Genomic DNA, 16360 nt, shown 5'->3' with positions numbered 1-16360 from the left:
GTGGGCAGCCGATGAGAGAGCGACCCTGCCGATCACCTCGACCAAGCCTGGCCTGGCTACGGTCGTGCCACCAGTAAATAAGAAGCCGATGAGCGCGCGTGGCGGCCTACAGCTTCACCTTCAGCGATGAACCGTCGGCTCCGGCAGGGCACCGGAGCTTCCGTCGATTCGCGGCTCCACTACCGTGCTGGGATGGGTTTCTGGGGGACGTTTGTGCTGGCGCGGTCGACGGCGTTGCTGGCGAACGTCGAGGCGGTACGCGGCTTCGGGTACCAGCACGAGAACCTGTACGAGGTCGGCGATCGGTGGCAGCTGCTGGAGACTCGCGAGCCGCTGCCTGTGAGCCTCCGCGAGGCGGGTGAGCACTTCGTCGCGGGTACCGCAACCGCTGTGCTCGCGGTGCGCGTGTTCAACAGCGATTGCCTGAGAGCGCAGGCGCAGACACCGGATGGCTGGAGTACCGCATTTCATCTGCCTGGGTCCGCAAGTGAGTGTCCGTATCAGCATGTCGAGCCAGAAGCGGTACGAACGGCCGACTCCATCACCGCCGATCTCACACGATGGGCTCGCGCGAGCGGGCTGACGCCGTCGCGCGAGCGGCTGCAGGCGCTCATCGACCAGGCCGTGCACGGCCGCAAGTCGATCGAGGGCATGTACGCGGTGCCGTACGCGCTGCTTCCCGCGTTGGGTCTCGACGAGGCCGACCGGCCGTACCCGGCAACGATCGATCTCGACGACCCGTTGTACTGCGCCATCATCGGATCGCACGGGCTCGCACGGAAAGCATTGGACAACGCCGCCAACCGCGCCGCAGGACTCGAGGACCATGAGCTGGTGGGGAAGGAACAGCCGTGGGAGTCGGCCGCACTACGGCTTGAGGCCGAAGTCTGGACGGCACGTTTCCGCGCCGAGACCGACACGTCCGATCTGCGGCAGCGCGCCGAACGGCTGTGCGCCGAATACGAAGCCACCGGACGCAGACGACCACCGCCATGGCGAGGACCCTGACGACATCCTCTTGATCAGGAATCCGGATCTGCCGCGGCGAGCACACTGGCGTTCATCGCTGCGGGTGACGCACGGTGATGTATGGCTGCCATCACCGTCCCGACCGTCAGCGGCGGGTCGTCGAACGAGCTCGTGCTGCGTGCGGCGACCGGCGCGTACCTCGGCCGCTACCGCGGTCAGACCCGGCTGCACAGCGAGTCGGACCTGCGGGTCTTCCTCCGCTGGTGCGCCGACCAGGACCTCGATCCGCTCGCCGCGGTGCGGGTGGACATCGAACGGTACCTGCGCTGGCTACAGGATGTACGCCAGTACCAACCGTCCACGGTGTCCCGACGGCTGTCGGTCGTGGTCGGCTTCTACCGGACCTGCGTCATCGACGGCATCCTGCCGCACTCACCCGCCGACTACGTCCGCCGGCCCACGGTGCCCGCGGAGTCACCGACTCTTGGACTCGGGCACCCGCAGTTCGAAGCCTTGCTCACCACGGCACGGCTGTCGGGCAACCCGAATGACTTCGCCCTGATCGCGCTGCTCGGCCTCCTCGGACTCCGCATCTTCGAAACCTGCGCCGCCAGCATCAGCGATCTCGGCGAAGAACATGGTCACCGCGTCATACGGGTGCGGGGCAAGGGCGGCAGAGTCGTGCTCATTCCGCTGCCGCCAGCCGTTGCCCGGGCCATCGAACGCGCCGTCGACGGCCGCACCGACGGGCCGATCCTGCGCAGCACCCTCGGTACCCGCATGGACCGACACGCCGCGACCCGCCGCCTCAAGCACCTGGCCGCCACCGCCGGCGTCCGGATGCCACGCATGCACCCGCACTGCTGCGCCACACGTTCGTCACAACGATGCTCGACGCTGGCGTCAGCCTGCGCGATGTCTAGATCGCTGCCCGCCATGCCGACCCACGCACCACCATGCGTTACGACCGGGCCCGCAACAACCTCGACCGGCACCCGAACTACATCCTCGCCGCGTACATGGCCTCAGGCACGTGACCACGGGGCGGCTCACGACTTTGCCGATGTGTGAGCACCCGATCACGGCTGGCGACAATCGCGGGTGGCGTGGGCTCGGCGCGGCGTCGCAGACGCACATGACGCCCGGCCCCATCCGCCGGTCGGGTGGTTCCGAACCGCCCCCGCCGGCATCTACACTTCGCGATGATCATCGGTCGGGTGCGTATCCGGTCGGTTCTTTGGGGAGGAATCGTGTCGCTCGCATTCACGCGGCGCTCCGCGATGCTCGGCGCCGTAGCGGCCACGGCCGCGGTGGCGGCGCCGAGCATCGTGGCCGGTGCGCGGGCGGCCAGCGCGTCGACCGCCGGGCAGGCGGGAAGGATCGCGTTCCTGCGGGGCATGGTCCTCTGGACCGTCGAGGCGGACGGCAGCGACGAGCGGAGTCTCTTCGATCTCGTGTCGTCGCCGGGTAACTGGTCGCCGGACGGCAGCCGCTACACCTTCGTACACGCCTATGACGGGCTCTGCTCGGCCCGCGCGACTGGCGACCACATCGTCAAGATCCTGCCGAACGGGGCCGCGGGTGCCGACCCCGTATACGCGTACGGCGGCCGGTATGTGATCTTCACCGCCTACTCGAAGCTGTCGATCGTGCCGTCCGGCGGCACGGCGACGGTCCCCGGCCAGCTGCTGAGCGTCCCCGACGACGGCAAGTTCGACACCCACGCCGCCGTGGCGGGCGACGGCACGATCGTGTACCAGCACCACGCGCTGCAGGGCGAGGACAACGCCGACATCTACCGGATCGACGATTTCAACTCGGTCACCAAAATCATCGAGAAGGGCCACTCCGCGGACTTCTCGCCGGACAGCTCGAAGATCGCGTTCGTGCGCGGATCCGCGTACACCAACACGTTCCAGATCTGGATCGCTGACGCCGACGGCGCCAACCAGGTGCAGCTGACCACCGAGGCCAACACCGGCAGCGCCAGGAACGTGGACCCGGCGTGGTCGCCCGACGGCGGTCACATCGTCTTCACCAGCGGGCCGGGCGCCGAGGGGTGGATCAAGCGGATCGACCTGGCGACCAAGGCCGTCACCACGATCACCATCGGCCGTTCGCCGTCGTGGCAGCCGGTCAACCGCGACACCGTCGAGCGGGTCTGGGGCCAGACCGCACTGGAGACCGCGGTCGCCACGTCCCGCTACAACTGGGCCGACAAGGATGCCGAGGACGGCATCCGGTCGCCCGCGAAGGCGGTCGTGCTGTCCCGCGACGACACTTACCTCGACGCGCTCGGTGGCTCGGCCCTCGCGATCAGCAAGCAGGGGCCGCTGCTCATCACGCCGACCAGGTCCCTACACGCCTCGACCAAGGCCGAGATGCAGCGGATCCTCGGCAACTCCGGCACCGTGTACCTGCTCGGCGGGACGGTCGCCCTCTCCACGCAGGTGGAGAAGGAGGTCAAGGCGCTCGGCTACACGGTCGTGCGGCTCTGGGGCCAGGACGAGTACGCCACCGCGGTCGCGGTCGCCAAGGCGATCACCCCGAACCCGTCCGCGGTCATCGTCGCCACCTCGCTGAAGTACTACGACGCGCTCGCCGCCGGCGCCGCGGCCGGTGCGAACCCCGGCACCGTTATCGTTCTCACCGCCGGCGACACGATGCCCGCCGCGACGGCCGCGTACCTGAACACGCTCAACCCCGACTACCTGTCCGGCACGAAGATGATCGGCGTCGGCGGCCCCGGGGTCCGGGCGCTGACTGGCGCCTACCAAGGCGGGAAGCTGCCGAGCTGGCCGGACACCCTGGACTACGCCCCCGTCTTCGGGCAGACCGAGTTCGAGACGGCGATCGCGGTCGCCGACTTCTTCTTCGACGCGCCCCGCATCGCCGCCGTCGCGACCTCCTCGACGTGGTACGACGCACTCACCGGCGGCGCGATGATCGGCGCGAACGGCGGCCCGCTGCTGCTGTCCACGCCCGGCTCGCTCACCCTCGCCACCAAGCTGTACTTCTCCCGCAACGCCGCGTCCCTGTGGTACGCGACGATGCTGGGTGGCCCACTCGCGCTGAGCGACAACCTGATCAATGCGCTGGGCGCCTCCATCGCCCTGCCCGGGCAGTACGACTACCAGCAGTACACCGAGCACTCGACCGTCCCGCTCGCCCAGGCCAGGACCTTGACCCGCGGCGACTCCCGCCGGCGCGGCGCCGCCGGTGCCAGACCGGCCCCGGCGATCCCGGGCGCGCAGCGGCAGCAGCCTGAGTCCGCCCGCCGCTGACGCTGTCGGGACGCTGAGCGCCGGGCCACGGGCACGGTGATCCGCATCGGCGCCTCCCTGCAAGAAGCGGAGGACGCCGTCGCCGACGCCATGACCGACGTCTTCAATCGCTGGTCGCAGCTGCGAAACCCGCTCGGGTACCCCCGAACCGCCGCGACGAGCAACTTCGTCAAGACCTTGAGCCTCGTCGAGTGACCCACCGCAGCACGGCGGTATTCGCTTGGCTGCCGCAGCCCCGGGATTGGACGCCCGCACATGCCGCCGACCGCGCGGGGCCGGTGCGCTCGTGCAGACATGCGGACGTTCCACCTGCCAGTGTCAGCCGTTGGTTATGCCGCGCCGCTCGCGGTAGAACGTGACGATGGTGATGGGTACAACGGCAGCCAGAACAATGACCGCCGCCACGAACAGGGCCACTGACGCCGGCGGCCACGATTCCAGTTCCTGGCCCGCCTTCTCGGCCTGTTCGACCAAGGCGCCAATCACCATCAGCCCGCCGCAGCACAGCAGACCGGACAGCAGAACCCCGGAGCCAAGCACGATCACCCATTTGCGTGGCGCCATCCGGACAGCCCCTCTCGGACCTGCGTTCAACGTGACGGCAGATCCTCGCACGACGGCGGCACCGTGCCAAGGCATCTGATACGGCGGGCCTGTGACTGGGAACGGGCTGGTTCACTTTCGCCACCGCAGCGCACTCATCTGCCGCGCCGGGAGCACTGGCGTTCATCGGTGCGCGCGACGCACGGTGATGTATGGCTGCCATCACCGTCCCAGCCGTCAATGGCGGGTCCCCGAACGAGCTCGTACTGCGCGCGGCGACCGCCGCGTACCTCGGCCGCTACCGCGGTCAGACCCGCGTGCACAGCGAATCGGACCTACGGGTCTTCATGCGCTGGTGCACCGACCATGACCTCGAGCCGCTCGCAGCGGTCCGGGTCGACATTGAGCGGTACCTGCGCTGGCTACAGGATGTGCGTGAGTACCAGCCGTCCACGGTGTCCCGGCGGCTGTCGGTTGTGGTCGGCTTCTACCGGACCTGCGTCATCGACGGCATCCTGCCGCACTCTCCCGCCGACTACGTCCGCCGTCCCACGGTGCCCGCCGAGTCGCCAACCCTTGGGCTTGGTCATCTGCAGTTCGAAGCCCTGATCACGGCGGCGCGGTTGTCGGCCAACCCGAACGACTTCGCCCTGATCGCGCTCCTCGGTCTGCTCGGACTCCGCATCTTCGAAACCTGCGCCGCCACCATCAGAGACCTCGGCGAAGAACACGGTCACCGCGTCCTCCGCGTCCGCGGCAAGGGCGGCAAGGTCGTCCTAATCCCGCTACCACCGGCCGTAGCCCGGGCGATCGAGCGCGCCGTCGACGGCCGCACCGACGGGCCGATCCTGCGCAGCAGCCTCGGCGCCAGGATGGACCGCCACGCCGCGACCCGTCGGCTCAAGCACCTGGCCGCCACCGCTGGCGTGCGGATGCCGAGGATGCACCCGCACATGCTGAGACATACCTTCGTTACGACCATGCTCGACGCCGGCGTTAGCCTTCGTGACGTCCAGATCGCCGCCCGTCACGCCGACCCGCGAACGACGATGCGCTACGACCGCGCCCGCAACAACCTCGACCGACACCCGAACTACATCCTCGCCGCCTACATGGCATCTGGCACGTAACCGTCGGCTCACGACTTTGCCGATGTGCGCGCACCCTGATCTTGGTGCGCGTGGACGTGTATGCGTTCGGTCGGTGAAGGTTGGGCAGCGCGTCAGGCGCAGTCGCCATTCGAGCACGTCACCGGCCATGGACCGGCTTCGGTCACAGCGCCGGGGTAGCGATGATGCGTATCGACCAGCGTGTGGAGAACCAGCCCTCGTCGCGCAGCGGGGCCGCAAGGTGAGCTCCATCCGGAGCGAAGGCGACGCCTCGGTATTCGCCGCGAGCGACGTTGCGGAACGTCCCAGCATCGAGCAGCCACAGCCCGGCGCGCCCGCCGACTTCGGCGGCGACGGCGATACGGTTCTCGTGCACGGCAAGACCAGCAGGGTTCCGGATGCCACGCGCGAGGACCGTCTCGCGGCCGGGGCCGTCGTGGCGGCAGATCGCATACTTCCCAGTTCCCTCGGGGTCACCGGTCCCGCAACGGGAGGCGAAGTAGACGATCTGGCCGCTCCCGGTCGCGACGGGTTCTCTCACGTCGGTGGCGTCGAAGCAGGTCGCGTTCGTGTCGGAGAGGGGCCGAACGCTGCCCGACGTGCACACCCGCTCCCGTGCGTACGCTGTGCCGGTTCCGTTGGCCCAGGCGACACCGTAGCCACCGTAACTGAACGTCGCCACGTCTGCCGCCGACCCGTTGTCAACATCCTGACGGATCAACGCCGTTCGGTTCAGATCGGTCGGGTCGTAACTGCAAACCACCAGCAGCCCGATCTCGTGGTCACTCATCGCCACCATCGCTTCAGGCGAGGGATCCACGTCATCAGGGCTCCGGCACTCGGGCCGATGGACGGCAACGTGTTCCGGCAAGCCGCCGTCACGGACGCGCATCAGCAAGGTCGTCGTGTCGGAGTTCATGTGGTCCTCCGCGTTGTGCTCGAGGTAGTAGATCGAGTCACCGACCCACACCGGCCAGAAGTATCCGACGCCCTTGGACGACGACGTCAGCTCCGACCCTGAAACGCCTGACCCGCATGCCGAAATCGGCAGTAGCACAACGACCGCAAGCACGTACGCGGCAACACGGCCGAACCAGTGGACCGTTGATCTGTTGCCCGGCTCGTTCATACCGACGAGCCAACTCCCGCTGTGGACTTGCTCCGGCGACACATGACCGATCATTGTGCACCACCGCGCGCTGACACGCCGGTACGTGCCCCGCCACGGACACCGCAGCTCCAATCGGCAGCGAGGTCCCCCGGTCGGGCAGTGACAGCAGCGGCAGGCATCCGCACATGCCGCGACGGGAGCACTGGCGTTCATCGCTATGCGTGACGCACGGTGATGTATGGCTGCCATCGTCACCCCAGCCTTCAGTGGCGGGTCCCCGAACGAGCTCGTACTCCGTGCGGCGACCGCCGCATACCTCGGCCGCTACCGCGGTCAGACTCGGCTGCACAGTGAGTCGGACCTGCGGGTTTTCGTCGCGGCGGAGGCGACCTGCTCGGCGGTGTAGCCGGTGGCGGTCCGGGCCTGCGGCGCAGAGGAAGGGCCAGCGGACCCGGTGCAGGCTACGGCGTGTCCGGCGAGAGTCCGACGCCGGCACTGCAGACGACGACCGCGCCGAGACATGCGGCGATGACAATGCTGAGGACCTTTGTCGTCATCGACGGTGTCCCGTCGGGGCGTTCGAGGGCGGTGCGGGCAGGTGAGCGCTCATCTGAATCCTCCTGAAAACGCAAAAAGGGCGCGCTTGTGCGCGGGGCAGGTCGCGAGTGGTGGTGCGGGTGGGTTACGCGGGCAGGTCGGGAGGAGCTCCGTCCGTGCCGCGGGAACCGGCAACGTCACCGATGCGCGGGTGCTACGGCAGCGGCCGGTGGTGCGGTCCGGTCAGCTCGGTCGGTTGTCGCTGCCGGGTCTGTCGACGGCGGCCTGAGACTGGTTCTGGCCCCCTTTAGTTGATCGGATTTGGCCCCTGCAGGTCACGTTGTGTGGAGGACGCGCTTGCGGAGGAGGTCGAAGTTGGCGCGGCCGAACATTTGGCGTTTGAGCATCTTGATCCGGTTGACATGGCCTTCGACGGCGCCGGAGTTATGGGGCAGGGTGAGGCCGTTGCGGACGGCGTCGTAGTCGCGTTGCAGGCCGGCGGCGAACGAGTGCAGGTCGGGTTGGTCGTCGTCGGTGACGGCGTTGATCCAGGCGTCGAGTTCGTGGCCGCGGCGCTGGGTGAGGATCACGGCGAACGCGGTGACATGCGCGGCGAGGCGGTCCAGGTGCTGGCAGCGGGCGCGGACGGCGGCGAGGCCGATTTGGTCGTCGGGCTCCATGCGTTGTGGGTGGCGGAGCAGCCAGTTGACCACGTGCCGGACTTTGGGCGGGCGTGGCGCTGCGGGCGGAACGGTGGTGAGGGGCCGGAGCGCTCGGAGGTAGTCGCGGAGCACGCTGTAGCTGCCCGGGTAGCCCATGCCGCGGAGCTCGTTGAACAGCGCTTTGGCATCGGTGCCGCCGGCTGCCCATCGTTGGTGAAGGTGCTCGAGGTAGGGGTCGAGAATGCTGCCCCGGGCGCCGGTGCGGGCGGCGGCGACGAGATCCTCGATGTCGGTGGCCCGGGCGTAGCGGCGGACGGTTTCGCGGGCCAGGCCGAGGTCGCGGACGATCGCCTTGATGCTGCGCCCTTCGTTCAGGAGCCGGTGGACTTGCTCGAACCGGTCGCGGGTGCGCTGAGCCAGCCGGCCGTCCCGCGTGGCGACTGCAGCCAGAGCGGCCACAGCTTCCGCGTCGAGCGTGGGCTGCGGAGTTGGTGGCTCCGGCGGCGGGGCGAGGCAGCGCTGGTGGCGGGCGACGGTCTTCTCGACGTGTTGGGCGAGGTTGTGCCATAGGTGCCACCGGTCGGCGACCTGGACAGCGCCCGGAGCGCCGCGGCGGGCCGCCTCGGCGTAGGCGCCCGCGCGGTCCCGGCAGATCACCTGCGCGCCTGGATTCGCCTGTAGCCAAGCGGTGAGCGTGTCCGTTTCCCGATCCGGTAGCACGTCAACCGGGGTGTGGGTGTTCAGGTCGATCAGGATGGTGCCGTAGCGGTGGCCACGCCGGAGCGCAAAGTCGTCGACGCCGAGCACGGTCACAGGGCCGAACTGCCGATCCGGGATGGCACGCACCAGACGCAGCAGCGTGTTGCGTCCGGCCTGGATCCCGAGACTGGTGGCGAGCCGGGCGGCCGGCCGTCCCGCAAGAGCCAACCCGAGCGCCTGCAGGACGTGGCGAGCCGGCAAGGTGCGCCGGCCGTACCGGTGCGTCAGGCCATCGACCTGCTCGGCGAACCTCGTCACCGTGCAGTCGGCGTGCGGGCAGATGAAGATCCGCATCCGCAGCAACAGTTCGACCTGCTGACCGCCGACCACGATGTCCTCGACACGCCGCTGGTAACGGCTGTGCACCCGCCGCGTGAGTCGACCACAGCCTGGGCAGCGAGCCGACGTCTGCGCCGACCTGCCCCAGACCCGGACACCGCAGCCAACGGCCTCGAATCGCTCCACTACCAGCTTTGCCAGATGCGGCAGCAGCACGATCAGTGATCCATCAGCGCACCGGCCGCACCGTACACAGTGGACACGCCCGACCGCACAGCGGCACCTGTCGATCAACTAAAGAGGGCCAGAACCAGAACCAGTTCTAATCCGCCGTTGACAGGGTCCGGCACAGTGGTGCGGTACCGGACCCGGCAGCGTGGGTTCAGGTGTCGCCGACCGGAAATGCCGGACCGGCAGGGGACCTTTCCGCTACCGCATTCGCTGCGACGGCGGTGTGTAGCAGGCGCAGACCGACGGCCGTTCATCGCAGTCGAAACACCGGCCACAGCAGAGGCATTCGACGTCGGTGACGACGTCGACCGGCGTGCCGCAGTCCGGGCAGCGCTCCAGCCCTGCGACGGTCTCCAACCACTGCGGCGGGGTGATGCGGCACCGTGCGGTCGTCAACCAGGACGGCACTGGCAGGGGGCGGTAGTCGTTGTTGGAGTACCAGATTCCGTCGTCCCAGATGCCCGACGCCTCGTTGAGGACGAACCCCTGCTTCTTGAACCGCCGGTCGACGGTCAGCAGCACCATCTTGTTGAACGGTGTCATCCACCGCTCCAGCCGCAGCCGCGTCTGTCGCAGGTGCAGGCCGCCGATCTGCGGCAGGTACACCTCGGCGGCGAGGCGGGTGTCGGAGCGTGGGTCGCCCTGACGTGGCTGGACCGATGCGGGCAGGATCCCGTTATGCGCGACGACGGTACGCACGTCGCGGCCGACCTCGAATGGATGGCAGTTGTCCAGATTCGTTACGCCGTGGGTGGCGTACCGGGAGTGGAACAGGGCGGGGCCGTCAGGGTGCCGGCGCCGGGCACGTTCGAACGCGGCGATGACCTGTTCGCCGTCCATGCCGCGTTCGATGACGAGCTGGTCACCGGCGACGATCGCGAAGCCGTGCCCGTCGCGGTTGGTGCTGGTTCCGTTGTGCAGCGCGTCGGTGTCGGGCAGGACGCCGGCCGGCAGGTATGTCAGGAGACACATGACAGTGCCTCCAGCTGCTGCGTCAGCGGCGCGAACTGCGGCTGGGCCGCGACCCAGCCGGCGAACGACGCCCACGACCATCCGCCGCGCAGGATGTCGTGTGCGGTGAGGTCGCGGGTGTACTCGACGGACGCCGCCGCGAAGGCCAGCGCAGCCTGCACCTCGCCGGGGTCGACGGAACTGGCGAACACCCGCAGTTCGAAGGTGGCTACATTGCTGGTGTTGATCGCCGTGTACCGGCGGCCGTAGGCGCCTTTCGCGTAGTCCTTCACCGCTCGGCGGTCGTCGTCGTCGAATGCCGCCCACCGCGGCGACGATCGGCGGGCCAGTGTGGTGACCTGCGATTCGTTGCGGTAGACGAGCTTCATCCACCGGTACACGTGGCACGGAGAGTCGAAACCCGCCCGGGACACGTGAACGTGGATGCCGACGTTGTCCTCGGCCCGGCAGCCGAGCTCCCGCAGCTCGGTCAGCAGCGTCCACGGGAAACGTTCGATGGCCCACTGGTAGGCCATGGGGTGGGTGACGAGCTCGAATCCGCAGTTGATCGACTCGTCACGCTTGAGGTAGCCAAGCCTGCCGAGCCGCCGGTTCGCGCGTGTGACGCAGGAGCGCTGGTCCCCGTACGGGGTTTCGAGTTCCAGTTCCAGACCGAGGAACAGCGGTCCGGCACCGTGGAACTGGGGCGCGGGTTTGAAGCTGTACTGGTAGATCTGGGTGTCCCTGTCAGGTTCGAGCTGGTCGAGGCAGTCGTCGCACACGCAGCCGACCGGTGCGCAGCAGCCATCGGCGCAGTCGCGGCCGTCCGGGTTCCACCCGTCGCAAGTGCCGCACTGCCAGTACCAGCTGGCACGGCAGGAGAGACAGACCGTCTCCCCGGTCAGCGTCTCGGTGGTGTCGACGATGCGGATGCTGTCGGCGCAGCGGTCACAGCTTGTGCAGCCGGTGCACAACGACTCGTCGTTGAGGACGCGGTGGCAGCGGTCGCATCGCTGCGCAACGTCGACCGGTGTCGTTGCGGGCCGCGGTCCGGTGTTCGTGTTGCCGTCGGCGGGAACGGGTTGGTGGGACTCGACTGCCGGTGGCGGGTCGAGTTCGTCGATGCGTGGCAAGGCCACACCTCCAGACGGGATGGGTCGGCAGGAGGTGGTGTGCTGTGCCTCGCACCTCCTGTCCGCCGGTTGGATTCGAATGGCTGGGAAGTGCCAGAACATGTGCGGTCCGGCGGTCCGTGGGACCGGCCGGGATGGTGCACGTGGGCGCGGGCGAGGCGGTATCGGGCGGACGTTGACCGGTCGTGGCCCGGCGGCACGCCGTCAGCGCGTCACGGGCGGCCGGTGATCAGGTCAGCCTCGATCTGCAGCGGTTGCCGCCGCGTCGGCCGCATCCGTGAGCCTCGCCGTAGCCGCGAGATCGTCGAGGATGTTGGTGGCGCTGGTGACGGCCCGCACCTGCGGGTCCGTGCGTAGAGCCTGATGGCAGCCCACCGACACCGCGGACGTGACGGGGCCGGGCACCACCATTCCGACGCGGTCGTACCGCATCGCCCGTCGCAGCGTGCTCAGTGCTGCACCGCGGTCCGGGGCTTCCACCACGACGGTGCCGCCGCTGACCGCGGCCAGCAGCGACCGGTTCGCCGACACCTGTGGTGTGCTGGGCCGGGCGTCCGGGTGGCCACACGGTCAGCAGCAGTCCGCTCGTTGCGAGCTGGTCGTACAGGCCGATGCTGGCGGCCGGGTACAGCTGCTGCAGCCCGCACGGCAGGACCGCGATGGGGGTGCCGCAGGTGACCGCGGCCCGCAGGACGGCGACGTCGATGCCGTGCCCGCCGCTGGACACGACGGTGCGGCCGGCGACGGTGAGACCTGTCGCGATCTCGTCGGCGGTCCACATGCCGTAGCCGCTGGCGGCTGAGGCGCCGGTGACGGTCACCGTCGATGCCGGTTGCGGCAGCGGCGCCGGGCCCAGCGCCCACAGGCAGACCGGGGTGTACCCGCCAGCACGGGCGATGTCGGCGATTCCGGTGGGCCAGTCGGGGTCCTCCGGGATCACCACCCGGCACCATGTCTGCGCCTCGGCGACCGCGTCCGCGGCCTCGGCCGATGCCCGTCCGGGACGGTCGCGGATTTCCGGGCGCAGGTCTTCTGCCGCTGGCTTCTCGATAGTGAGGAGGTCGAACGCGGCCACCGGACCGTGCTCGGCGACCGTTTGCGTGACGCGTGGGCGGCCGGGTCCGAAGACCCAGTTGAGCTTCGCCCGGGCGGTACGGACCTCGTCTTCGCCGGTCATCGCCGCACCGCCGTAGCGGTGCCCGAGACGACGCTGCCGGCGTGCGGTCGTTGGTGTGCCGCCGATCACGGCGGCCTGGTGTTGTGGTGCGTGGCCATCAGGTGTGGCCTCCTATCCCCGCCTCGTGGCGGCGGACAGGCTGGGACCGTTGCGGCCCCAGCCTGCCCGGAGGCACGAGGTGAGACCGCAACCGCCGGACCTGCGGGTGCGGGCAATGCAGGGGGAGCTACTGCCCGGCGCTAGACGCCCGGCGGCGCGTGGACATCTGCTGCGCCAGCTCCGGCGGCAAGTCAAGGCTGAGGATCACGTCGATCAGCGCCGCCAGCCGGTTGCGGGGTCGTCGAGCAGGGCACGATCCACGGCGAGCCCGGCGAGTGTCGGCGAGTGTCGGCTGGTACGTCCGCCACGCCGCTTCCGCACCGGCGGCCAGGCCGAACATCTGCACGACGACGCGTTTGCGGCCACCGGCAAAGGTGACGATCACGGTGTGCCGCTGCAGGTCGGTGATGTCCGGGGCGATGACCGGGTTGTCGTTGTCGGGTCGGCCGTACGAACAGGCGGAGCTGGTGGAACTCGTGGAACCGGTGGTACAGCTCGCGTTGCGCTGCCGGTGGCGCACATCGCGGTGAGGCCGCCCACGTCAAACGCGGGCAGGACGCGACCCGACCAGGAACGCGCAGATCAACCGCTCCCCGCCGCACCGGATGTTGGCCACATGCTCGTCGCGTCGTGGTCGGTTGGCCTCAACGCGCGGCCGCCGGTGTCAGTCGGCGCAGACGTCGGGTTCACCAGTGTCGTCCGTGGTGGGCTGATCCAGCCGGTCCTGGCCCCCGCTGGGGCTGGCGTCCGTCCCGGCGACGGTGACGGCGTTGCGGAACACGTGCGGCGGCACACCGCTGCGGACTGCGTGGAGCAGGATCCGGGCCATCGAGTAGCCGGGGTCGGCTTCCAACGCCCGGTGCACGGCAATGTCGGCCAGCGCGCCGTTGCCGCGAAGCAACGCGCTGTAGGCGAGCAGGCACGCCGGGGCCGCCGCGAGATCCGGGCGGGCGCGGCGGGTGAGATCCGTCCAGAGTTTGACGTGGCTGTCGCTGTCGTCCGTGCGCTCCCACGCATAGTCGCGCACGGGCAGGATCGCCAGGAGCACGGTGATCCAGGCGGCCTGCGGGTCGGGCAACCGTTTCCCTGCAGCGGCGAACGTGAAGGCCTCCTGCACCGCTGCAGCACCGCGGTGGCTGACCGACGGCGCAACCCGTCCGGCGGCCGCGTGCGCCGGCGGCGTTCCAACACGGTCGGTCGCCGAGACGCTGCGGCGAAGGCGGGCGATTGCTTGGCGGGTCACTTCGTCCATCGCCTGGCGTTGCTGGCCTTGCACAGATGCGAGCTGCTGCACGAGCGCTGCACGGTCGGTCAATGCCACGAGGCCGTTGAGGACGGCGGCGGCTGGTGCGGTGCTGGCATCCGGGTCGAACGGCACGCCGCTCAAGGGCATACAGCCGTCGTCGAGGTGACAGAACATGCGGTCGCCTGTGAGCCGTAGGGCCCGCCGCACCGGTACCAGCCGTAGCTGCATGGCGGCCAACACCGCGTCCATGTACGGCGCGACCCGATCGTGTTGGCCGAACCCAACCACGATTGCCGATTCGGCATGCGTAGCGACCTGGGCGGCGACCTGGTTGGCCGCGTCCAGCGCAGCCGCCGGCACGTGGTCCGCCGGCGGAATGTCGACCCGTGCGGTGAGCACGAGCCGCTTGCCGCTGATCGCCAGGACGACCAGGCTGTCGGTCGGAGTGAAACCGACGAGGAACGGGATGGCGGCCAGCAGATCGGCATCCGATCGCAGCACCATCTTGGGGGTGTCCGGTGTGCTCATGCACTGTCCTTCCTGACCGGGCGCACATGGGCCCGGCTCGATGTGGTGGAGGCCATGACGGCGACCCGGCCGCCCGGAGCCGTGCAGTAGGGGTCGTCGCGGCTCGCGGGCGACTGTGCCGCCCGGTTGGTGCTCAGCCGTCGACGTCATCGACGACGGCGACCGTCGGCAGGGGCGGCAGCCTGCCGGTGGCTGGACCGTCGGTGACGGCCCGGACTGGGTGTGGGTGTGGGCCGCAGGGGAACCGGCCGCCAGACCTGCACGGCGTTGCGCAGCACGCCACGTATGCCGCCACGGCCGCGCCCGCGCCGCGCAGACGGGCGCATAGGTCGCGGTCCTGGTGGCGAGCGTGGTCGCCGGGCTCCTGACGCAGACCGCGCTGCGTGCCGCCCTGGCTTCTGGTCGTTCCAGGGTTTGGCGTCGGTGATGCTGTGGCGCCGCGAGCGGGAGCTCGACCAGAGCACGAGCCAGTTCGGACATGAGGCCGCGGTGCTGGTCGGCCACCGGTAGCAGCCATGCATCGCCGCACCGTCGAGGCGCATCACCACGCGGTTGACCGGCGGTAGGCCGTATCGGACCGTGCGGCATGCCCGGTGCCGCGCGGCGTCGAGGCCGGCGAGGGGCGCGCGCTCAACCTGCCCCCGGCGGCGTTCTCCTCCGCCGGGGGCATCGGGGGTGCGGCCGGACCGCGTCGAGGATGCGCGTCTACAGCGTGTCGAGCGTGTCCTCGGGCCGCCCGGCGTCCTGGATCGGCGTCGCCGACGCTCCAACGCTGCCGATCTCCTCGATGATCTCCTCGACACGGGTCACGAGCACGGTGCCCGGCTGCCGCAGCTCGACGTGGCAGCCGACCGACATCGCCGAGGTGACCGGGCCGGGCACCACCATCGCCGGCCGGTGCAGCAGGCGGGCGCACCCGAGCGCGTTGCGTGCCCCGCTGCGCGCGCCGGCCTCGACCATCACCGTGCCGTTCGTCGCCGCCGCGACGAGCCTGTCCCTGCTCAGGAACCCGGCCTTGAGCGGGCGGGTGCCCGGCGGCCACTCGGTCATCAGCAGCCCCTCCTCGGCGATGCGCTCGAACACCGCCGAGTTGGACACCGGATACACCTGCTCGATGCCGCAGGCAAGCACCGCACAGGTCACCCCGCCGGCGGCGAGGGCACCCCGGTGCGCGGTGACGTCGACGCCGAGCGCGCCGCCGGACACCACCGTCCACCCCAAGTCCGCCAGCCCGAACGCGAACTCCGACGCGACGAACTGCCCGTAGCTGGTCATGGCCCGTGCGCCGACGATCGAGACGGACCGCCGCAGGGCCTGCTCGAGCCGGACCGGGCCGCGCAGCCACAGGCACAGCGGCGGAGCAGTAAGACGCAGCGCTGGGCGGCCGGCTGTGCTGATGCCGGCGAGGTCGTCGAGGGATGACGGCCATTCCTCGTCGGCGGGGGTGATGATCCGGGCGCCGAGCCGGTCGGCGTGCTCCAGCATGTCCTCGGCGATGCCGGAGAACTGCTGCCCCCTCGGCCGGCCGAGGGCGGCGAGGCGGGTGTGTGCCTGCTGCGCAAGCTTCGGGCTGATCTGGCGGTCGTGGACGATCCGGGTGAGTGCCTCGGCGGGGCCGATGCTGCGGACGAGGTCGCCGAGCGCTCGGTCGCCCGGCTCCGTCAGCGCTGCCAGGACGAGCCAGCTGATGCGGTCCGTGGACATGGTTATCCTCCATGGGATGTCAGGTGGTTGTGTGGTGT

14 protein-coding genes and 1 pseudogene are annotated in these 16360 nt (G+C 69.6%); 5 read left to right on the top strand and 10 right to left on the bottom strand.

The features are described from left to right. Positions 1-192 precede the first annotated feature (192 nt). From AB0K00_RS54065 to AB0K00_RS54050, 4 genes are all read left to right on the top strand, one after another. On the top strand, positions 193-1008 hold the full coding sequence (locus AB0K00_RS54065; protein ID WP_363538847.1) for a hypothetical protein: 816 nt from the start codon (positions 193-195) through the stop codon (positions 1006-1008). A gap of 81 nt (positions 1009-1089) precedes the next feature. Continuing rightward, positions 1090-2040, top strand: a complete 951-nt coding sequence (locus AB0K00_RS54060) for a tyrosine-type recombinase/integrase (RefSeq protein ID WP_363538845.1) — start codon at positions 1090-1092, stop codon at positions 2038-2040. A 179-nt stretch (positions 2041-2219) separates the two neighbouring features. Then, positions 2220-4253, top strand: a complete 2034-nt coding sequence (locus tag AB0K00_RS54055) for a cell wall-binding repeat-containing protein (RefSeq protein ID WP_363538843.1) — start codon at positions 2220-2222, stop codon at positions 4251-4253. A 36-nt stretch (positions 4254-4289) separates the two neighbouring features. After that, positions 4290-4448, top strand: a complete 159-nt coding sequence (locus AB0K00_RS54050; RefSeq protein ID WP_363538841.1) for a hypothetical protein — start codon at positions 4290-4292, stop codon at positions 4446-4448. A 123-nt stretch (positions 4449-4571) separates the two neighbouring features. Here the strand turns inward: AB0K00_RS54050 and AB0K00_RS54045 are convergent, their stop codons facing one another. Further along, a complete protein-coding gene (locus tag AB0K00_RS54045; protein WP_363538839.1) occupies positions 4572-4817 on the bottom strand; it encodes a hypothetical protein in 246 nt (81 codons plus the stop codon). Positions 4818-5008: 191 nt separating this feature from the next. Here AB0K00_RS54045 and AB0K00_RS54040 point away from each other — a divergent pair, with 191 nt between their 5' ends. Then, positions 5009-5926, top strand: a complete 918-nt coding sequence (locus tag AB0K00_RS54040; RefSeq protein WP_363538837.1) for a tyrosine-type recombinase/integrase — start codon at positions 5009-5011, stop codon at positions 5924-5926. A gap of 142 nt (positions 5927-6068) precedes the next feature. Here the strand turns inward: AB0K00_RS54040 and AB0K00_RS54035 are convergent, their stop codons facing one another. The 9 genes and pseudogenes from AB0K00_RS54035 to AB0K00_RS53995 all read right to left on the bottom strand — a co-directional run bounded on the left by AB0K00_RS54035 (position 6069) and on the right by AB0K00_RS53995 (position 16322). Next, positions 6069-7034 carry a hypothetical protein gene (locus AB0K00_RS54035; protein WP_363538835.1) on the bottom strand — a complete coding sequence of 322 codons (966 nt, stop codon included), beginning with the start codon at positions 7032-7034 and terminating at the stop codon, positions 6069-6071. A gap of 854 nt (positions 7035-7888) precedes the next feature. Continuing rightward, positions 7889-9469 (bottom strand): ISL3 family transposase, encoded by a 1581-nt coding sequence (locus AB0K00_RS54030; RefSeq protein ID WP_363538833.1) that lies wholly within the window; start codon positions 9467-9469, stop codon positions 7889-7891. Between the two features lie 213 nt (positions 9470-9682). Then, positions 9683-10456: a hypothetical protein gene (locus AB0K00_RS54025; RefSeq protein ID WP_363538832.1), complete on the bottom strand. Its 774-nt coding sequence runs from the start codon at positions 10454-10456 to the stop codon at positions 9683-9685. Beyond that, complete coding sequence (locus AB0K00_RS54020) at positions 10444-11568, bottom strand: hypothetical protein (RefSeq protein WP_363538830.1); 1125 nt, start codon at positions 11566-11568, stop codon at positions 10444-10446. Before AB0K00_RS54020 ends, AB0K00_RS54025 begins: the two co-directional genes overlap by 13 nt. A 234-nt stretch (positions 11569-11802) precedes the next feature. Next, a complete protein-coding gene (locus tag AB0K00_RS54015; RefSeq protein WP_363538851.1) occupies positions 11803-12048 on the bottom strand; it encodes a hypothetical protein in 246 nt (81 codons plus the stop codon). A 70-nt stretch (positions 12049-12118) separates the two neighbouring features. After that, positions 12119-12745: pseudogene (locus AB0K00_RS54010) on the bottom strand (DNA-processing protein DprA); the annotation flags it as partial. 226 nt (positions 12746-12971) lie between these two features. Next, complete coding sequence (locus AB0K00_RS54005; RefSeq protein WP_363538828.1) at positions 12972-13364, bottom strand: hypothetical protein; 393 nt, start codon at positions 13362-13364, stop codon at positions 12972-12974. A 144-nt stretch (positions 13365-13508) separates the two neighbouring features. After that, a complete protein-coding gene (locus AB0K00_RS54000) occupies positions 13509-14618 on the bottom strand; it encodes a DUF4192 domain-containing protein (protein WP_363538826.1) in 1110 nt (369 codons plus the stop codon). Positions 14619-15323: 705 nt separating this feature from the next. Continuing rightward, positions 15324-16322, bottom strand: a complete 999-nt coding sequence (locus AB0K00_RS53995) for a DNA-processing protein DprA (protein ID WP_363538824.1) — start codon at positions 16320-16322, stop codon at positions 15324-15326. Between the last annotated feature and the right edge of the window lie 38 nt (positions 16323-16360).

It is taken from the genome of Dactylosporangium sp. NPDC049525 (genome assembly GCF_040676755.1).
Lineage (GTDB): Bacteria > Actinomycetota > Actinomycetes > Mycobacteriales > Micromonosporaceae > Dactylosporangium.
The sequence above is the reverse complement of the archived record's forward strand: the minus strand, read 5'-3'. Positions and strand labels throughout refer to the sequence as shown.